16 protein-coding genes, 1 tRNA gene and 1 pseudogene are annotated in these 14,663 nt (G+C 63.0%); 6 read left to right on the forward strand and 12 right to left on the reverse strand.

Annotation, left to right across the window (positions count from 1 at the left end; all coding sequences use genetic code 11):
• Window positions 1–59: 59 nt before the first annotated feature.
• The 5 genes from AC1DQR_RS12680 to AC1DQR_RS12700 are packed head-to-tail and all read right to left on the reverse strand — an operon-like array spanning window position 60 to window position 3,222.
• Window positions 60–602 carry a pilus assembly PilX N-terminal domain-containing protein gene (locus AC1DQR_RS12680; RefSeq protein WP_416049587.1) on the reverse strand — a complete coding sequence of 181 codons (543 nt, stop codon included), beginning with the start codon at window positions 600–602 and terminating at the stop codon, window positions 60–62.
• A 3-nt stretch (window positions 603–605) separates the two neighbouring features.
• Window positions 606–1,619, reverse strand: coding sequence for a PilW family protein (locus AC1DQR_RS12685; protein WP_416050382.1), 1,014 nt, complete (start codon window positions 1,617–1,619; stop codon window positions 606–608).
• A gap of 17 nt (window positions 1,620–1,636) precedes the next feature.
• Entirely contained in the window at window positions 1,637–2,227 is a 591-nt protein-coding gene (locus AC1DQR_RS12690; RefSeq protein ID WP_416049586.1) for a type IV pilus modification PilV family protein, read from the reverse strand.
• Complete coding sequence (locus tag AC1DQR_RS12695) at window positions 2,224–2,712, reverse strand: GspH/FimT family pseudopilin (RefSeq protein WP_416049585.1); 489 nt, start codon at window positions 2,710–2,712, stop codon at window positions 2,224–2,226. The genes AC1DQR_RS12690 and AC1DQR_RS12695 overlap by 4 nt, the downstream gene beginning before the upstream one ends.
• Before the next feature lie 3 nt (window positions 2,713–2,715).
• Window positions 2,716–3,222: a type IV pilin protein gene (locus AC1DQR_RS12700; protein ID WP_416049584.1), complete on the reverse strand. Its 507-nt coding sequence runs from the start codon at window positions 3,220–3,222 to the stop codon at window positions 2,716–2,718.
• 177 nt (window positions 3,223–3,399) lie between these two features.
• Here AC1DQR_RS12700 and AC1DQR_RS12705 point away from each other — a divergent pair, with 177 nt between their 5' ends.
• From AC1DQR_RS12705 to AC1DQR_RS12720, 4 genes are all read left to right on the forward strand, one after another.
• Complete coding sequence (locus AC1DQR_RS12705; protein WP_477133094.1) at window positions 3,400–3,645, forward strand: hypothetical protein; 246 nt, start codon at window positions 3,400–3,402, stop codon at window positions 3,643–3,645.
• A gap of 77 nt (window positions 3,646–3,722) precedes the next feature.
• Window positions 3,723–4,241: a LysR substrate-binding domain-containing protein gene (locus tag AC1DQR_RS12710; RefSeq protein WP_477133095.1), complete on the forward strand. Its 519-nt coding sequence runs from the start codon at window positions 3,723–3,725 to the stop codon at window positions 4,239–4,241.
• Between the two features lie 295 nt (window positions 4,242–4,536).
• A complete protein-coding gene (locus AC1DQR_RS12715; RefSeq protein WP_477133096.1) occupies window positions 4,537–5,571 on the forward strand; it encodes a patatin-like phospholipase family protein in 1,035 nt (344 codons plus the stop codon).
• A gap of 86 nt (window positions 5,572–5,657) precedes the next feature.
• The gene (locus AC1DQR_RS12720) at window positions 5,658–6,563 is read left to right on the forward strand and encodes an adenylate/guanylate cyclase domain-containing protein (RefSeq protein ID WP_477133097.1); all 906 of its coding nucleotides are present in this window, start codon (window positions 5,658–5,660) and stop codon (window positions 6,561–6,563) included.
• A 91-nt stretch (window positions 6,564–6,654) separates the two neighbouring features.
• Here the strand turns inward: AC1DQR_RS12720 and AC1DQR_RS12725 are convergent.
• Both AC1DQR_RS12725 and AC1DQR_RS12730 read right to left on the reverse strand, forming a co-directional pair.
• Window positions 6,655–6,739, reverse strand: a tRNA-Leu gene (locus AC1DQR_RS12725).
• A 367-nt stretch (window positions 6,740–7,106) separates the two neighbouring features.
• A complete protein-coding gene (locus AC1DQR_RS12730) occupies window positions 7,107–8,429 on the reverse strand; it encodes a fimbrial protein (protein ID WP_477133098.1) in 1,323 nt (440 codons plus the stop codon).
• Between the two features lie 361 nt (window positions 8,430–8,790).
• Between AC1DQR_RS12730 and AC1DQR_RS12735 the strand changes: the two genes are divergently transcribed.
• Window positions 8,791–9,720, forward strand: coding sequence for an alpha/beta hydrolase (locus tag AC1DQR_RS12735; RefSeq protein WP_477133099.1), 930 nt, complete (start codon window positions 8,791–8,793; stop codon window positions 9,718–9,720).
• Between the two features lie 51 nt (window positions 9,721–9,771).
• Here the strand turns inward: AC1DQR_RS12735 and AC1DQR_RS12740 are convergent, their stop codons facing one another.
• From AC1DQR_RS12740 to AC1DQR_RS12755, 4 genes and pseudogenes are all read right to left on the reverse strand, one after another.
• Complete coding sequence (locus AC1DQR_RS12740) at window positions 9,772–10,641, reverse strand: NAD(P)-dependent oxidoreductase (protein ID WP_416049578.1); 870 nt, start codon at window positions 10,639–10,641, stop codon at window positions 9,772–9,774.
• Between the two features lie 11 nt (window positions 10,642–10,652).
• The gene (locus tag AC1DQR_RS12745; RefSeq protein ID WP_416049577.1) at window positions 10,653–11,828 is read right to left on the reverse strand and encodes an ABC transporter substrate-binding protein; all 1,176 of its coding nucleotides are present in this window, start codon (window positions 11,826–11,828) and stop codon (window positions 10,653–10,655) included.
• 75 nt (window positions 11,829–11,903) lie between these two features.
• Complete coding sequence (locus AC1DQR_RS12750; protein ID WP_477133100.1) at window positions 11,904–12,116, reverse strand: glutathione binding-like protein; 213 nt, start codon at window positions 12,114–12,116, stop codon at window positions 11,904–11,906.
• A 259-nt stretch (window positions 12,117–12,375) separates the two neighbouring features.
• Window positions 12,376–12,558 (reverse strand): annotated as a pseudogene (locus tag AC1DQR_RS12755) (glutathione S-transferase N-terminal domain-containing protein); the annotation flags it as partial.
• A 403-nt stretch (window positions 12,559–12,961) separates the two neighbouring features.
• On the opposite strand from AC1DQR_RS12755, the gene AC1DQR_RS12760 reads away from it, so the two are divergent.
• The gene (locus AC1DQR_RS12760) at window positions 12,962–13,351 is read left to right on the forward strand and encodes a DUF302 domain-containing protein (RefSeq protein ID WP_416049575.1); all 390 of its coding nucleotides are present in this window, start codon (window positions 12,962–12,964) and stop codon (window positions 13,349–13,351) included.
• A gap of 1 nt (window position 13,352) precedes the next feature.
• On the opposite strand, the gene AC1DQR_RS12765 is transcribed toward AC1DQR_RS12760, so the two are convergent.
• Entirely contained in the window at window positions 13,353–14,489 is a 1,137-nt protein-coding gene (locus tag AC1DQR_RS12765) for a zinc-binding dehydrogenase (protein ID WP_416049574.1), read from the reverse strand.
• Window positions 14,490–14,663 lie beyond the last annotated feature (174 nt).

The raw sequence follows: 14,663 nt of genomic DNA on the forward strand, positions 1-14,663 counted from the left end.
GTGAGTCCTGGGGTACGAGGTGAAATGATCAGATCAGCCGCCCATGGGCGGGGACAAGCTCACGGACAAGCCGTGCCGGTCGGAACGCGTACTGCAACTCCCTGGTGCAAGGTAGTGCTGGTGCCGGTGGCGCTATCGTTGACGCTGGCGTTTACATCCCATTGCGTGGCGTTGCATAAAGAATTGCCGCCACCGCCTCCGGAGGCGGTCAGCATGCCGGTGTTCTGGTTGCCGTTGCCGATGAAGCAGGAAACATCGTCGGCGTTGGTGGTATCCAGATCGGTATTCTTGATCGGCTTGCTGGTCTGGCACACAGGAGCGGCAACCTGTGCCGTGTAGTCCGCGCTGCCATCGCCATTGACGTCGACCGGCACACTGGCGGCGGCCGCCGCCGGGCTGGCGGTGAAGTCCTTGCTGATGACCTGTTCGATGGCTTGTTGTGCTGCATTCTGCGCTTCGACGCCATGCTGCTGGTTGGCGGCGACCTTCACATTGACGACGCTGGACCCAACCAGCGATATCGTCATCAGCATGAAGATGACGAGGAAGATCAACGTAACGATCAGGGTGGCGCCGGACTCCCCGCGTTGTGCGTATTGCATGGCTTACTCCCGGCGGCCTGCCACATTGGCCAGCCTTGCCACCCGGGCATAGACATGGCGCTTGAAGCCGTCGTTGAATGGGCCGCTCGTGGTGGGCCGCCCGAGATCATAGGTGCGGCTGTCGGTCCAGCCGAGCGAGGTTCGTTGTGCACGGGCCAGGATGTTGATGCGTACCGATGTCACGTTCTGCCAGTTGGTGAGTGCGGCGACCGTCCAGTCATAGGCCGGCGCCGAGGCGCAGCTCGCCTGGTTGTTCGCGCCGGGGTCGCTGACATAGCAGTCGGCGGAGCCGTTATTGTCGAGGTCCACCCCGTAGGACAAGTGCATATCCTGGATGCCTTGCGCCATCGAGCTGACCTGAAAGGCACCGCCGGTCAGTTCGGCCATTTTCAGCGTCGGCACGCCATCGCCGTTTCCGGAGCACACATCGCAGGCGGCAAGATAAAAGATGCGCACGACCGCCTGGCGCAACGCCGTGGGCGTGGCCGCGTCACATGCCTTGGTGCGCATCGTGAAGGCCGGCGCGCTGGCGCCGAACACGAACGATGTGGCGTCATTGGCGCAGAATGAAACCTGCATATAGGCCTGCCCGGCGACGGGTGCCGTGGTTGGCGTCGTCGATACGCGCCTGATCACCAGGACCTCCGAGGTTGGCGCGAGGCCAGGCAGGCAAGGGAGTACCGTGCCTGGCGCGTAGCCCTGCACGGCAAGCGGTACTGTGGCGGGCGAGCTGGCAAAGCCGAGTGCATCAGGTGCCGTGGCACATGCGGCGGGGCCTGCCACCGCTGCTCCACTCGTTACGCTGGCAGCGCCAAAAAAGCCCGCAAGCTCGATTTCGCGCCCGAGTGTGTCCAGCACGTAGCGCCCGTTCTCCACCTGCTCTGCGCTATTGGAAAACTCGGAGCGTGACCGCGTGGTGGAGAAGTACAGGCTCCCGAGCGCTGTCAGGAGCAGCAGCCCCAAGGTCAGCCCGACCATCAGCTCGATCAAGGAAAGGCCGCGCTGACGGCGCCGCATTGCAATGTGCTGGCTGGTCACGAGAGCACTCCAATGCGTACTTGAATACTCACCGCGCGGCGGTTCGCGTCATCGCCAAACTGCCCACTGCCACAAGGCAGCGCGGGGGCTGCGGTCTTGGCGAGGCCCTGCCACGCTACCGTGATGCGATAGATCTGGTTCGCGGCATCGATGGCTTCGATACAGCCAAGCGCGCCGATCATCGCACCGACCGCCTTGCCGCCACTGATCTCCGCGCTCCCGAGCAACTCGGTACCCCAGGCTGCCAGGTCGGCATTGGCAATGGCCACCTGGGCTGCGGTTCCGATCGCGCAAGCCGGCGGGGCAACGCTCGCGCTGCCCGCCGTCGTGATGATTGTGCCGCTGGCATAGCAGGGCGCGGCCTGGCGATTCCCGTTCAGGCGTGCCGCCATGTCCTGTAGCAGTGTCAGTGCCTGCACGCGTTGATAGGATTCCATCTCCGACTGACTGGAGCGCGCGATCAGGCCCGCAGTCCCAAGCAGCGCCACTAGCAAGATCACGACGGATATCAAGACCTCGATCAGTGTGGCGCCGCACTGCGAGGACCGGGCCGCGCACTTGCCATGGCGTGACGCGCGCGGAGTCATGTGCAAGCTCCGGATACCACAGCGATGCGCCCGGTGCCGCTCACTTGCACGCAGATCGTAGAGGCCGGCTGGGGAGAAACGGAAGGCGCGACCTGGAACGTCAGGCTCCCGGTCGCGGGCCTGCCGTCGTTGCCGATCGCAAGGGAGTTGCCCGCGCTGGCAGTGATTGCAATGCCGTCATAGGGGCCGAAGCTGCGCACCTTCTCGGTGCCTGCCGTGACGGACCAGCCACTGGCCCAGGCGCTCGATGCGGCCATGGTGATGGTGCTGTTGCGCTTCACCGCTTCGCTACGGGTCAACGACACGGCGGCAGAGAGGTCAAGCGCAGCATTACGCGCGCGTTGCGTCGCAACCATGCTCGAGAACGAAGGGGCCGCGGCAAACGCAATGATTGCCAATATCATCAGCGTGGCCAGCAGCTCGATCAATGTGAATCCGCGCTTGGGGAGAAGGCCGGCAGCGCGCCATGCAGTGAAATTTCGCATAGGCTATTTCCAGCAGTTCAAGCTGCCGCCCGACGCGCTCTTGTCCCCGCTGCCTGACAGGGTAAGCGTTCCGCACGCGGTGTCGTTGGTGGCCTGCCCGCCTTGCGGTGTCGCGGACAGCACATAGCCGGGCGGTGGTCCCGCGACCACGGTGACAGTGATCTGGTAATTCGGGGAAACCGTGGCGGGAAGGCTGGCGTAGCCGAGCGTGGCAAGGCTGGAGGCATAAGCCCGGTTGTCTACCAGATAGCGCTCCTGCATGCTGGAGACCTCAAGCAGGAAAGATTCCGCTGCCACGCGATTGGATCGCACGACGTACTGGAGATAAGACGGGTAGGCGACTGACGCGAGAATCGCAATGATTGCCACGGTCACCATCAGCTCGATCAGCGTAAAGCCGGCCTCGAGCCGAGTGTGCCGGTCGCAACCGATACACACCGTGGCCGCCCCAAAATCCCGAAATAACCGATGTTTTCGGCTATATCGCACCGCCGGGCTTCTTTGGCCCATGCTCGCGCTCCTGTTTTAATTTTTCTCCAGATGACCCTGTTCCGGAGGTACTTCGCGGGGAGTGTAGTCGCGATTCACGTCATGGTCAAAGCCTCGGCTGCATGGCTTGGCCGGCGTTGTAACGCGCCCACTATCGGCCGGGCAATGGACTCCCCGCGGCAGGAATTCGCTTGCAGCATGGACGATCTGCAAACAGAAATCAGCAATGTGATTTGGGATTATCTTTTAAAAAAATCGACACTTCTGGTGCTCGCAGATGAGGGGATCGGAGTGCCTGACTCGAGCCGAAGGGGCTCAATGGCGGCGGGATCCGCCACCCATCCGGAAGTCCGGCCGCAACTGACTTCGGTGACGATGAGGTGCTTGCCGCCGTACCGGTTTGCTCTCGATTGCAGAAGCCGATTAGTCGGCCTCATTGCATAATCCCGCTGCATCTTTCATCAATGCACGCGTGATCCGGACCTACAGTGGCGGCATTGCAATAGCTGAGGGAGATGTCCATGCTTTCCGCCCTGACTTTCGGCCTTGTGCCCCTGGCCGCCGACTGGGCGCTCGCGGGCAATGCCGCGCTGCGCTTTGCCCGTGCCAAGCCAGTCGAGCCGCATCTGGACCTTGGCCACGACGAGTGGTTTCCGGTGGCGGCACCGTCCTATCTGGCCACCCTCAGGCAGCGTGCCCTGCCCAAGCTGTTCGGTGAGGCGATGCTGCTCTCGCACAGCCGCCACGCCTGGGAGCCCTGGTTCCGGGAAGCCGGCTTGCCGATGCCGCGCAGCCACCGGGTGACCACCTTTACCGACACCGGCCTGATGCTGGACGCCGCCATTCGCGGGCAGGGCATCGCGTACGGACGCCGCTCGCTGCTGCTGCATCTGCTCAAGTCCGGGCAACTGGTGCGGTTGTCGCCGGTCAGCTTGTCATCGGCGCACTCGTACTATCTGATGGTGTCAGAGCGGTTCGAGGCCTCGCCGGAGGTGCGGGTGGTGCACGGGTGGATCAAGGCGCTGGTGGGGGAGGGGTAGAGGTAGAGCCCCGGCCACAATCTGTTTCCCGCGCTATGCAGGGCTAGAGGACGTAAAAAAACCTGGCGCTCTCGGTATGGCTGTTTGCGTCCAGGCGCCGATTCCTACCTGATGCGTCTCTTGTGTCCTAAGCCGCCAGATGGACGGCGAAGGCAGGCAATGCGCCGGATTGAACCGGTGTGAGCCGGTTGTCCGCCCGCATGCACTACGCTGCAACCAAAGGGAGCCGGAGGGCCAGCACGGGCCGAGCTGCCTGGGCTGGACGATGCCAGAGGCACGCAAACAGGAGGCCGCCATGCAAGCCACGCAACCCCCCGCGATCCGCCGCATCAACATCGCGTTGCAAGGGGGCGGCACCCACGGGGCATTCAGCTGGGGCGTGCTGGACCGGCTGCTGGAAGACAAGCGCATCGGTATCGACGGCATCAGCGGCACCAGCGCCGGCGCCGTCAACGCCACCGTGCTCGCCTACGGCCTGGCAAGCGGTGGGCCGGAGGGCGCGCGGCAGGCCCTGGAGGCGTGCTGGCGCAAGGTGTCCGACTGCGCAAAGCTGAGTCCCTTGCAACCTACCTGGCTGGACCGGTTGATGGGCGCCGGCGGCAATATGGAGATGTCGCCCGCGTGGATGATGTTCGACCATCTCACGCGTTTCTACTCGCCTTACCAGCTCAATCCTTGCAATCTCAACCCGCTGCAGAACATCCTGGATGAGACCATCGATTTCGAGGTGCTGCGCCGCAGCAAGAGCGTCAAGCTGTTCCTGTGCGCAACCAATGTGCTGCGCGGGCGCATCCGCGTGTTCAGCACTGGCGAGGTCTGCGCCAAGGCCGTGATGGCCTCGGCCTGCCTGCCGACGCTGTTCCAGGCCGTGGAGATCGACGGCGAGTATTATTGGGACGGCGGTTACATGGGCAACCCGCCGATCTATCCGCTGATCTATGAGACCGACAGCCGCGATGTGCTGATCATCCGCCTCAACCCTATCCATATTCCACAGGTGCCTGTTACGGCACGCGAAATCCTGGACCGTATCAACACGCTCAGCTTCAACTCCTCGTTGATGCGAGAGATGCGCGCCATCGAGTTCATCACCCGGCTGATCGACGAAGGCGCGCTCGACCCGTCACGCTACCGCCGCATGCTGATCCACAGCATCGATGCCGAAACCGAGATGGCACGGCTGGGCGCGCCCAGCAAGTTCAACGCGGACTGGGCCTTCCTGCGCAGCTTGTTCACGCTCGGGCGCGAGCGCGCCGACGCCTGGCTCGCGGCAAACTTCGAGGCACTCGGCCAGCGCTCTTCGATCGATATTGCTGAAACATTCCTTTGAGCGTTCGGCCGCGTACTACCATCAGTGCAGGGCGCCGCGCGAGGCGCGCGGCGAGCGAACGGGTTGAGGTGCATATTGAGGTGCATATGGACCGGGAATCGATGCCTGCGATGTCCGACGGCGACGGTTCCGTACTGTTCGCGGATATCAGCAGCAGCACCAAGCTGTATGAAAAGGCAGGCAACACGGCTGCCTTCGGTGCAATCGGGCAGTGCATTGCCCTGATGAAGTCCTGTTCGTCGGCGCAGCAAGGCCGCGTGGTGAAGACCATCGGCGATGAAGTCATGGCAGTGTTCCCCTGCGCCGAGAATGCCATGCAGGCTGCACTCGACATGCAAATGGCGATTGCGGCGCTGCCGCCCGTATCCGGCATCCCCATGTCCATCCATATCGGCTTTCACCACGGCCCGCTCCTGCATGATGCATCGGGCGACGTCTTCGGCGACACGGTGAACCTTGCCGCGCGCCTCACCAAGCTCGCATCGCAGGGGCAGATCATCACCAGCAAGGACGCCGTGGCGCATCTGCCGGCAAGCCTGCGCCAGGCGATGCGCTACCTCTACCCGATACAGGTGCGCGGCAAGGACGTGCCCGTGGAGTTGTTCGAAGCGATATGGCAGCAGAACGCCGACTTGACCATTCTGGCCGACGTCAGCCAGCGCGCGATCCGCCCCGCGCTGCTAACGCTGCGGTATCGGGAGATGGAGGTCCGCATGAATGGCGCCTCGCCGCCGGTCACGCTAGGGCGCGACGCCGCGATGACGATCGTCGTTGCGGATCCGCAGACATCGCGGTTCCACGCCATGATCGAGGTCCGCGCCGGCAAGTACATGCTGATCGACAGAAGCGCGAACGGTACGCATGTCGCCATCGACGGTGATGACGAAGTCATCCTGCGCCGCGATGAGGTTGCGCTGAGAGGGCACGGCTGGATTACGTTCGGGCAGTCGATGGCTGGCGCCGGGGAGCGGGTTGAGTTCTTTCCGGCTTAGCTTCGGGCCGGCGCGCTGTACGGACTCTCAGCGTGTGGTGAAGCTGCGCTCGCCCTTGGGCGTATCGACTTGTTTCTTTTGGGAAATATAGTGGTGCCCGGGGTCGGACTCGAACCGACACGCCTTGCGGCGGGGGATTTTGAGTCCCCTGCGTCTACCTGTTTCACCACCCGGGCTGAGTGGGTGCTGGCGGATTTGCCGGGAGTCCGGCGTACCAGCACGGTGCTGAGCCGGTAATTATGCCGCAAATCCTGCCAGGCCACAACTGGCTCCGGTAGCGGGCCCCCAACGCGTCCCATCCGCAGCCCTGGCGCCTGCGCTTGTCCCGCGTCGCCCGGCTGCGATCGCGGGATTCAGGCGGCTTCCGGGTGGTACAGCGGATGAAGCCGGCTAAGGGGGAGGGGTGCAGGCGCTCCCAGTCGTGGCAAGTGTGGGCCAGTTCGGCCTCGGTGAAGACGGAATGATTCTTCTGGCGGCTGACCGGTGCATGGCCGCGGCGGTCCGTTCACCCTGGTACCACCTTTCTGATCGCGTATTCTCCCTTTACTGGTAGCTCATCGTAAAAGTCGCACGACCATTTGCCGTTCCTGCTTTCACCGCGGGTGCGGTCTGAATGTACCGGGCTGTCAGCGGTATATGGAATGCACCCTGGCCATATGAACCAGCCTTCCACTGATTCTTGTTGCCCGCGGCACTGGAATCCGGGCCATACTTGATCACCGCGGTCCCGAATAAAACCTGAATACCAATGCCGGAGGCAGTAGAGTCATTTGTAAGGCGCAGGGTATCTGAGAAATTACCCGGATCGGTTTGATCGGTCAGTGTCACATAGATATTTGTGTCCGGGCCGGTAGTTCCCCCAGAACACAGCAATGTAATATTAAATGACTGACCCGATGACGTTTTGCCAGTGCCAGTGAAAATATGTGCGCTTACGTCTTTGAGAGGGACCGCAATCGATGATGTCGATACCTTGCACGTGGGGAGGGTCGGCTGTACCACGACACCTCCTCCCGACCAAGTGTAGCTGGCATAGTCCCCGATCACGTTCGACCCTTGCCCTCCGTACCAGTACGCGAACTTTCCTGTCAATACACCGCCGGCGGTAATTGGACCTGTTTTTATAAGTTCAACGTGCAGCGTATGGTTATAAAATCCCGCGGGAAATGTGGCAATGCAGCCGTCTGGAAAATACTTATCCGCAAGGCACGGTATGGACGGCGGCGTGCCAGACATCTTGAACCGGTACGCAACGCCGGGTATTTCAGTCTCGTAGAGATTATCGCCCAGGTAGCGCGTTGTTCCTTTGTAGCTCATGGCGAAGTACCCTACGGGGCAAGCGTAAGCGCCGCTGCCACGAAAATTCGTACGAAGGTCTCCTTTCCATAGCACGGTTCCGTCCGGGACCCCTGGATCGAAAACAATTGCCGGCGGTGGTGTCATAAGCGTTTTCCAGGGACAATCCAAATACTGGGCTTGCGCTATGGAAGGTATCGCATTCAAAAAAATAGATATGCTAAAAAAAGCGAAAATTCGAATCAATTTTTTCATCATTCTACGGAATAGGTAAGATTTGATTGTGGCCTTGTCGCAAGGCGAATCGCCCACCGTTATTGGTTCCGGAGCCAGCAAGCATGCGTGAACTGTTTTTATCAAGGAGGTGGTCGTTGTCCAGACGCCGCTGTGGCCGCGGTTTCTCGTCTCGCATTCCATGTTGGTTTCGCAAAATTTCTCCGCCAGATATTTTCTGCTAAATTTTTTTGACTTTAAATTTGGATTGATGCATCGGATTTTTCGAGCAGGCCGCCTCAATCCGCTGGTGATTTCCTGATCCCCCATCTTTTTGCGTACCAGCAGTTCATGCACGATGTGGCGGCTTTGATGGCGCAACTGTAGTGTATTTCCTGTGGGGAAATATTAAAATAGGACGTGTCCTAAATTTCTACCGAAAAGATAAGACAAGATCCTAAATTTCGCTCCGGCATTGGGAAGATTCTCTGCGGTTTGCCAAGGCCATCGATGTCCGATAGCCCCATGGCGCGTATTGCCTGGAAGCTAGCCGCAGGCAATGCCGTTGCATGGCCGAAGCGTCAGGGTGGCGCCCAGCTGGCGCTGGACGGCCGTGGGCCGATATCCGGGAAGTTGTCGATATCTGGCGCTGCGCGAACTGGCTAGCATGCTTGCAGCCGTGGCGCCGCCCGGTTTCTCTCATCCTCCCCGGAGCCACATGTCAGCCCAGCCCTCCCTCGCCAGCCTTGCACAGCTGCCGTCGCAGGATCCCGCCTTCTTCGCAAGCGAATACAACAACCGGGCCAACGTGCCCGACAATGCCGCCCACATGGCCCACTGGGCGGAGTTGTCGCGGCAGGTGCGCAAGCGCACCGGCTGGCTGGAGGACCTGAGCTATGCCGGTGCCGAGCCTGGCCCGCACGCGGCGGACGAGCGGCTCGATTACTTTCCGGCCGAGCCGGGCGCCACCGATGGGCCGCCGCCGCTGCTGGTGTTCCTCCACGGCGGCTACTGGCGCGCGCTGGACAAGCGCGACCACAGCCTGGTGGCCAATGCGTTGCCGCACTGCGGCGTGTCGGTGGCGGTGATCAATTACTCGCTGTGCCCGGCGGTGACGGTGGAGACCATCGTGCTGCAGGCCGTGCGCAGCGTGGCGTGGCTGTACCGGGAGTCCAGCCGGCTTGGCCACGACAAATCGCGCATCTTCGTGGGCGGGCATTCCGTTGGTGGCCACATGGCCGCGATGATGCTCACCACGCTATGGCCGCGCGTAGGCAGCGATCTGCCCGCCGACCTGGTCAAGGGCGTGGTCTCGGTCAGCGGCCTGCATGACCTGGAGCCGCTGCGCCGGGCGGACTTCCTGCAGGTCGACCTGAAGCTATCGGCGCGCGACGTTGACCGGCTCTCGCCGGCCTTCCTGCCGCCGGCCACGGATGCGCCGCTGGTCACCGCGGTGGGCGGGCTGGGGCCGGGCGAATACCATCGGCAGACCGATCTGCTGCGCGCCGGCTGGCCCGCCAACGCGCAGGCACCGGGCGCGGCGCATGTGCCGATGCCCGACAGGCACCATTTCAACGTGATGCATGATTTCGCCGACAAGGACAGCCCGTTGCTGCTGGCTGTGCGGCGGATGATGGGGGTGGCTTAGCGCCTCCTTTTTGGCCACTCCCCGGCCACTTTCAGGCCACGCCTCGGCCATTCAGCCCTCCAGCACCCGCAGCAGCGACGACGTATCGTCCTTGCCCCAGCCCTTTTCCATCAGCGTGCCGAGCTGGCGCGAGGTGGCTTGCATGGCCGGCAGCTCCAGCCCGAGCTGGCGCGCAATCTCCGCGGCCAGGCCGAAGTCCTTGTCGTGCAGCCGCGCTTCGATACCGGGGGCAAAGTCGTGGGCGACCATCTTCGGTCCCATCATGTCGAGCATGCGGCTGCCGGCCATGCCGGTGGCCATGGCTTGCAGCACGCGGCCGCTGTCTACCTGCTGTGCCTGCGCGAAGCGCATGGCTTCGGCAATGCCTTCGATATTGACCACCTGCGCGATCTGGTTGCACAGCTTGGCGACTTGCCCCGCGCCATGATCGCCGATGTGGGTGATGGTCTTGCCGAGCAGCGCGAGCAGCGGCCGCACGCGCTCCAGCATCTCGGCCTTGCCGCCCACCATGATGGTGAGGCTGGCGGCCTCGGCGCCGACCGTGCCGCCGGAGACCGGGCAGTCCAGTGCTTCGATGCCGCGCTCGGCCAGCCTGGCGGCGATCTCGCGGGTGACGATGGGCGAGATGGTGCTGTGGTCGATGCAGATGGTGCCCGGCGCCGCGCCTTCGATCACGCCGTGCTCGCCCAGCAGCACGGCCTGCACGTCGTCCGATGACGTGACGTTGGTAAACACCACCGAGGCGCCGCGCGCTGCTTGCGCCGGCGTGGTGCAGGGCACGGCGCCAAGCGCGCGGGCCGCGTCGGCGGCCTCGGGGCGGCGTACATAGGCGCGCACGGCGTGGCCGCCGGCGAGCAGGTGGCGCACCATCGGCGTACCCATGGCGCCAAGGCCGATAAAGCCAATCGTCGTATTGCTCATCTCAAATATCCTTACTTGTCTGACGCGTAGGCAAACTTGCCGTCGCGGATCACACCCATCACGCGCGAGCGCTGGTCAAAGCCCTGATGGTCTTTCGCGCTCAGGTTCATCACGCCATTGGGAATGGTCAGGTTGGTGGTCGTCTCCAGCGCATCGCGCATGGCGTGGCGGAACTCGCGCGTGCCGGGCTGCGCGCCGCTCTTGCCGGCACGGCGCGCGGCGTCGTCCAGCAGCATCCACGCGCCCCAGGCATCGCCGGCGAATTGCGTGATGCTGTCCGCGCCGTACTTTGCCTCATAGCGCGTCACGAAATCCAGCGCCACCTTCTTTACCGGATGGCCGTCCGGCAACTGCCGCGCTACTACCACCGGCCCGGTCGGGAACAGCGTGCCTTCCACATCCTTGCCGCCCACCCGCAGGAAATCCCAGGTGGCGATGCCGTGCGTCTGATACACCTTGCCCTTGTAGCCGCGCTCGGCCAGGGTCTTCTGCGGCAATACCGACGGCGTGCCCGCGCCGGCAATCAGGATTGCATCCGGGGTGGCGGCCATCAGCTTGAGCACCTGCCCGGTCACCGAAGTATCGGTGCGCGAGAAGCGCTCATTGGCCACCACCTTGAGCTTGCGCACATCCGCCAGCTTGGAGAACTCGCGCCACCAGCTCTCGCCATAAGCATCGTTGAAGCCGATGAAGCCGACAGTCCTGATGCCGTGGTTGCTCATGTACTCGGTCAGGACCGTAGCCATATGCGAATCGTTTTGCGGCATCTTGAACGCCCAGCGCCGCTTGGGGTCCGACTGCGGCTCGATGATGGCAGCCGACGCAGCCAGCGCCACCATCGGCGTCTCGCCCTCCGCCACGGCATCCAGCGCAGCAATGGCGGTGGGCGTGATGTTGGGGCCCACCACCACATCCACCTTTTCCTCGGAGATCAGCTTGCGCACATTGCGCACGGCCGCGGCCGGGTCGGAGCCATCGTCCAGGATCACGTACTGCGCGCGCTGGCCGCCCAGGGTTTGCGGCCACATCATGATGGTGTTCTTGGACGGGATACCGATGGAGGCGGCGGGGCCGGTGGTGGAAACGTCGATGCCCACGCGGATGTCGGCGTGGACGGGGAGGGCTTTGAGGCAAGCGAGCAGAAGGGCGGCGCACGGCAGGGCGGTGCGATTGAGCGGGTGGGGCACGGTTAGTCTCCTCGGTGTTTCTTGTTGTTGGCCTGGCGCGCGATCAGTAGGGCTGTCGAACCGTAGAACAGTCAATCAGTAATCGAGCCGCCCGCGCAATTCGTCGAACGGTACCATCACATGCTCGCGATAGGCGGGGCGTTGCTTGAGCCGCTCGTACCACGCTTCTACATTGGGCAGGCGCGGCCTCTCGATTTCCAGCTCGAAGTATCGATACAGGTTCGTCCCGGCCGGAATATCCGCCAGCGTCAGGCGGTTGCCATTGAGGAACGGGCGACCGGCAAGCACACGGTCGAGAATCCGGAAGTGCTGCGCACAAAAGCGCGAGGCTATTGTTGATGCCGTTCCAGTCCCGCTGCGCCGGCGGCGTGCGATAGAAGCCCCAGAACACGCCAGTCAGGAAGGCAGGCTGCAAGGTGGTCTGCGACCAGTCCATCCAGCGCTCCACGTCAGAGCGCCTGCTGGCATCTTCGTCCCAGAAGCCAGGCTTGCCATGGCAAGCGGCCAGATACCGCAGGATGCTGTGCGATTCCCAGACCACCGTGCCGCCATCGTCGATGACAGGGATCTTGCCATGCGGATTCATGGCCAGGAATTCAGCCGTGTCGTTGATGCCGAAACCGCCGCCAGCCGGGATGTGCTCATGCGCAAGACCGAGTTCGCCGACCAGCCACATCACCTTCTGCACATTGAATGAGCTACGCCGCCCCCAGACCCTAAGCACAAGCATCCCCTCCCAGAATTCGCCACCATGCAGCGGCAATTGTAAATCGGCAGCGGCTAGCTACCGCACTCGCCTCGCGCCGATCGGCTCGACGCGGGAGGCGAACCCGATCAGCGGCATGATTGGCGTGTGCTTGATGTAGACGGCGTTCGATGTTCGATGCTTGATTGTTTCACTCTGGCGCAATACGGATAATTGAAAGTGAAAATCACTCGCATTCATTGGTGAGATATGGAAGCGTAGACATCCGCCGCCGAGTGGGTTGTGGCGACGAGAAGGCACATCAGCTTGAGGCGAGACCCTGATCGCGCACTTCGCGCACTTCGTCTAAGGCCTTGTCCCAAGTTGTGCATTGCAGGCGAGAGGCGGGGATATAGAGTGACCCACAGGCAAGCAACGAGACCCCGCCATGGAAACCCTCCCAAGCCGCTACGATTTTTCGACGACCGTGGAACGCTTGCTCGCGGCCTTCAAGGACAAAGGCATGACGATCTTCGCGCGGATCGACCATGCCGAGGCTGCACGCAACGCCGGGCTGGCAATGCCGCCGACGCAGGTGCTGATCTATGGCAACCCAAAGGGGGGAACGCCGTTGATGCTCGCGGCACCCAGCGTTGCGCTGGACTTGCCTCTGCGCGTATTGGTGCGCGATGACGGCCAGGGCAGCACCTGGGTGAGCTTCCATACCGCCGCAGAACTGGAAAGCGCTCACCCGTTGCCGGCCGGCAGCGCTGCGCCGCTGGCCGCGGCGCAGCGGCTGATACTCGACACGGTGGGCGCGCAAGGCGCCCCGGGATGACTTACCCTGCCAGGCCCTTGTTCGGGTTGATCAGGTACTTCTCACCCGTCGCGCGCTTGTTGTAGACAGCGATCACGTCCAGGTCCAGCACCTCGGCCAGCGAGATCTCCTTCGAGTAATGGCTGGCAAAGGTGGTTTTCAGCTCCGCCACCACGCGCTGCTTGAGTTCGTTGGCCCGCTCGCGCCCGATCTTCTGCAGGAACGGGAACAGCAGCCAGCCGCCCATGCCCCACGCCATGCCGAAGCTGCGGTTGAACTCGGTCGGGCTGGTGTCCAGGCCGCCGTAGAGGTAGACCTGCTTGTGGGTGGCCGAGCCATAGCGGCTGTATTCGCGTGCGGTCTTGTTCAAGGCCGCTTCCATGCAGGTGAGGATCTGGCCGCCGAGCTTGCCGCCGCCCGTGGCGTCGAACGCGATCGTTGCGCCAGTGGCGACGAGTGCCTCGGTGAGGTCCTGCATGAACGTGGGCGACGCGGTGTTGCACACGTAGACCGCACCCTGTGCCTTGAGCAGGTCCGCCTGCTCTTCTTTGCGCACGATGTTCACCAGCTTGATGCCATCCTTGAGGCAGATCTGGTTGAGCATCTGGCCCAGGTTGGAAGCCGCGGCGGTGTGCACCAGGGCGCTATGCCCTTCGCGCCGCATGGTCTCGACCATGCCCAGCGCGGTGAGCGGATTGACGAATGACGACGCGCCATCGGCGGGCGTGGCGCCTTCGGGCAGGACCAGGCACTGCTCCGCCGGGATGCAGCGGTACTGCGAGTACATCGCGCCGCCGATGGCAGCCACGGTCTTGCCCAGCAACGCTTGCGCCGCGGGGGACGAGCCTGCCTCGACGACCACGCCCGCGCCCTCATTGCCAACCGGCATGGACGCATCCATGCGGCCTGCCATGCTGCGCATCGCCCCTTCCGGGACGCGCGCGGTGACTACCGGGCGCTCTGCCGTGCCGCTGGCCTTGGCCGTGCTCATGTCGGCCGCACCGAACAGCAGGCCAAGATCGGACGGGTTGAGGGGAGAGGCTTCAATGCGGATGAGCACTTCATCCGGGCCGGGGTGCGGCGTGTCGATGCTGTCTAGCGACAGCACGAGTTCACCGCTGCTCTTGATTTGCGAACGAAGTTGAAGTGCGGTGTGCATTTGATGTCTCCTTGGTAAGTCGGTTTGCGGTGAGCGGGGCGGCCGCGTGAGGCCGTTTTCGCCAGCAGTCAGCAATGTAGCAAGTTCTTGTGGAACCCGTACTGGACCGGAAATCCAGGTTATGCGCGAGCCGACGGGTGATCATGCATCGCACTGATAGAGGTGGGCAGAAAT

The sequence above is a fragment of the Cupriavidus sp. 05L411 genome (assembly GCF_056398045.1).

Coding starts and splice junctions, on each gene's coding strand:
- AC1DQR_RS12680 (WP_416049587.1), bottom strand. CDS start 602: ATGCAATACGCACAACGCGGGGAGTCCGGCGCCACCCTGATCGTTACG.
- AC1DQR_RS12685 (WP_416050382.1), bottom strand. CDS start 1,619: ATGCGGCGCCGTCAGCGCGGCCTTTCCTTGATCGAGCTGATGGTCGGG.
- AC1DQR_RS12690 (WP_416049586.1), bottom strand. CDS start 2,227: ATGACTCCGCGCGCGTCACGCCATGGCAAGTGCGCGGCCCGGTCCTCG.
- AC1DQR_RS12695 (WP_416049585.1), bottom strand. CDS start 2,712: ATGCGAAATTTCACTGCATGGCGCGCTGCCGGCCTTCTCCCCAAGCGC.
- AC1DQR_RS12700 (WP_416049584.1), bottom strand. CDS start 3,222: ATGGGCCAAAGAAGCCCGGCGGTGCGATATAGCCGAAAACATCGGTTA.
- AC1DQR_RS12705 (WP_477133094.1), top strand. CDS start 3,400: ATGGACGATCTGCAAACAGAAATCAGCAATGTGATTTGGGATTATCTT.
- AC1DQR_RS12710 (WP_477133095.1), top strand. CDS start 3,723: ATGCTTTCCGCCCTGACTTTCGGCCTTGTGCCCCTGGCCGCCGACTGG.
- AC1DQR_RS12715 (WP_477133096.1), top strand. CDS start 4,537: ATGCAAGCCACGCAACCCCCCGCGATCCGCCGCATCAACATCGCGTTG.
- AC1DQR_RS12720 (WP_477133097.1), top strand. CDS start 5,658: ATGGACCGGGAATCGATGCCTGCGATGTCCGACGGCGACGGTTCCGTA.
- AC1DQR_RS12735 (WP_477133099.1), top strand. CDS start 8,791: ATGTCAGCCCAGCCCTCCCTCGCCAGCCTTGCACAGCTGCCGTCGCAG.
- AC1DQR_RS12740 (WP_416049578.1), bottom strand. CDS start 10,641: ATGAGCAATACGACGATTGGCTTTATCGGCCTTGGCGCCATGGGTACG.
- AC1DQR_RS12760 (WP_416049575.1), top strand. CDS start 12,962: ATGGAAACCCTCCCAAGCCGCTACGATTTTTCGACGACCGTGGAACGC.
- AC1DQR_RS12765 (WP_416049574.1), bottom strand. CDS start 14,489: ATGCACACCGCACTTCAACTTCGTTCGCAAATCAAGAGCAGCGGTGAA.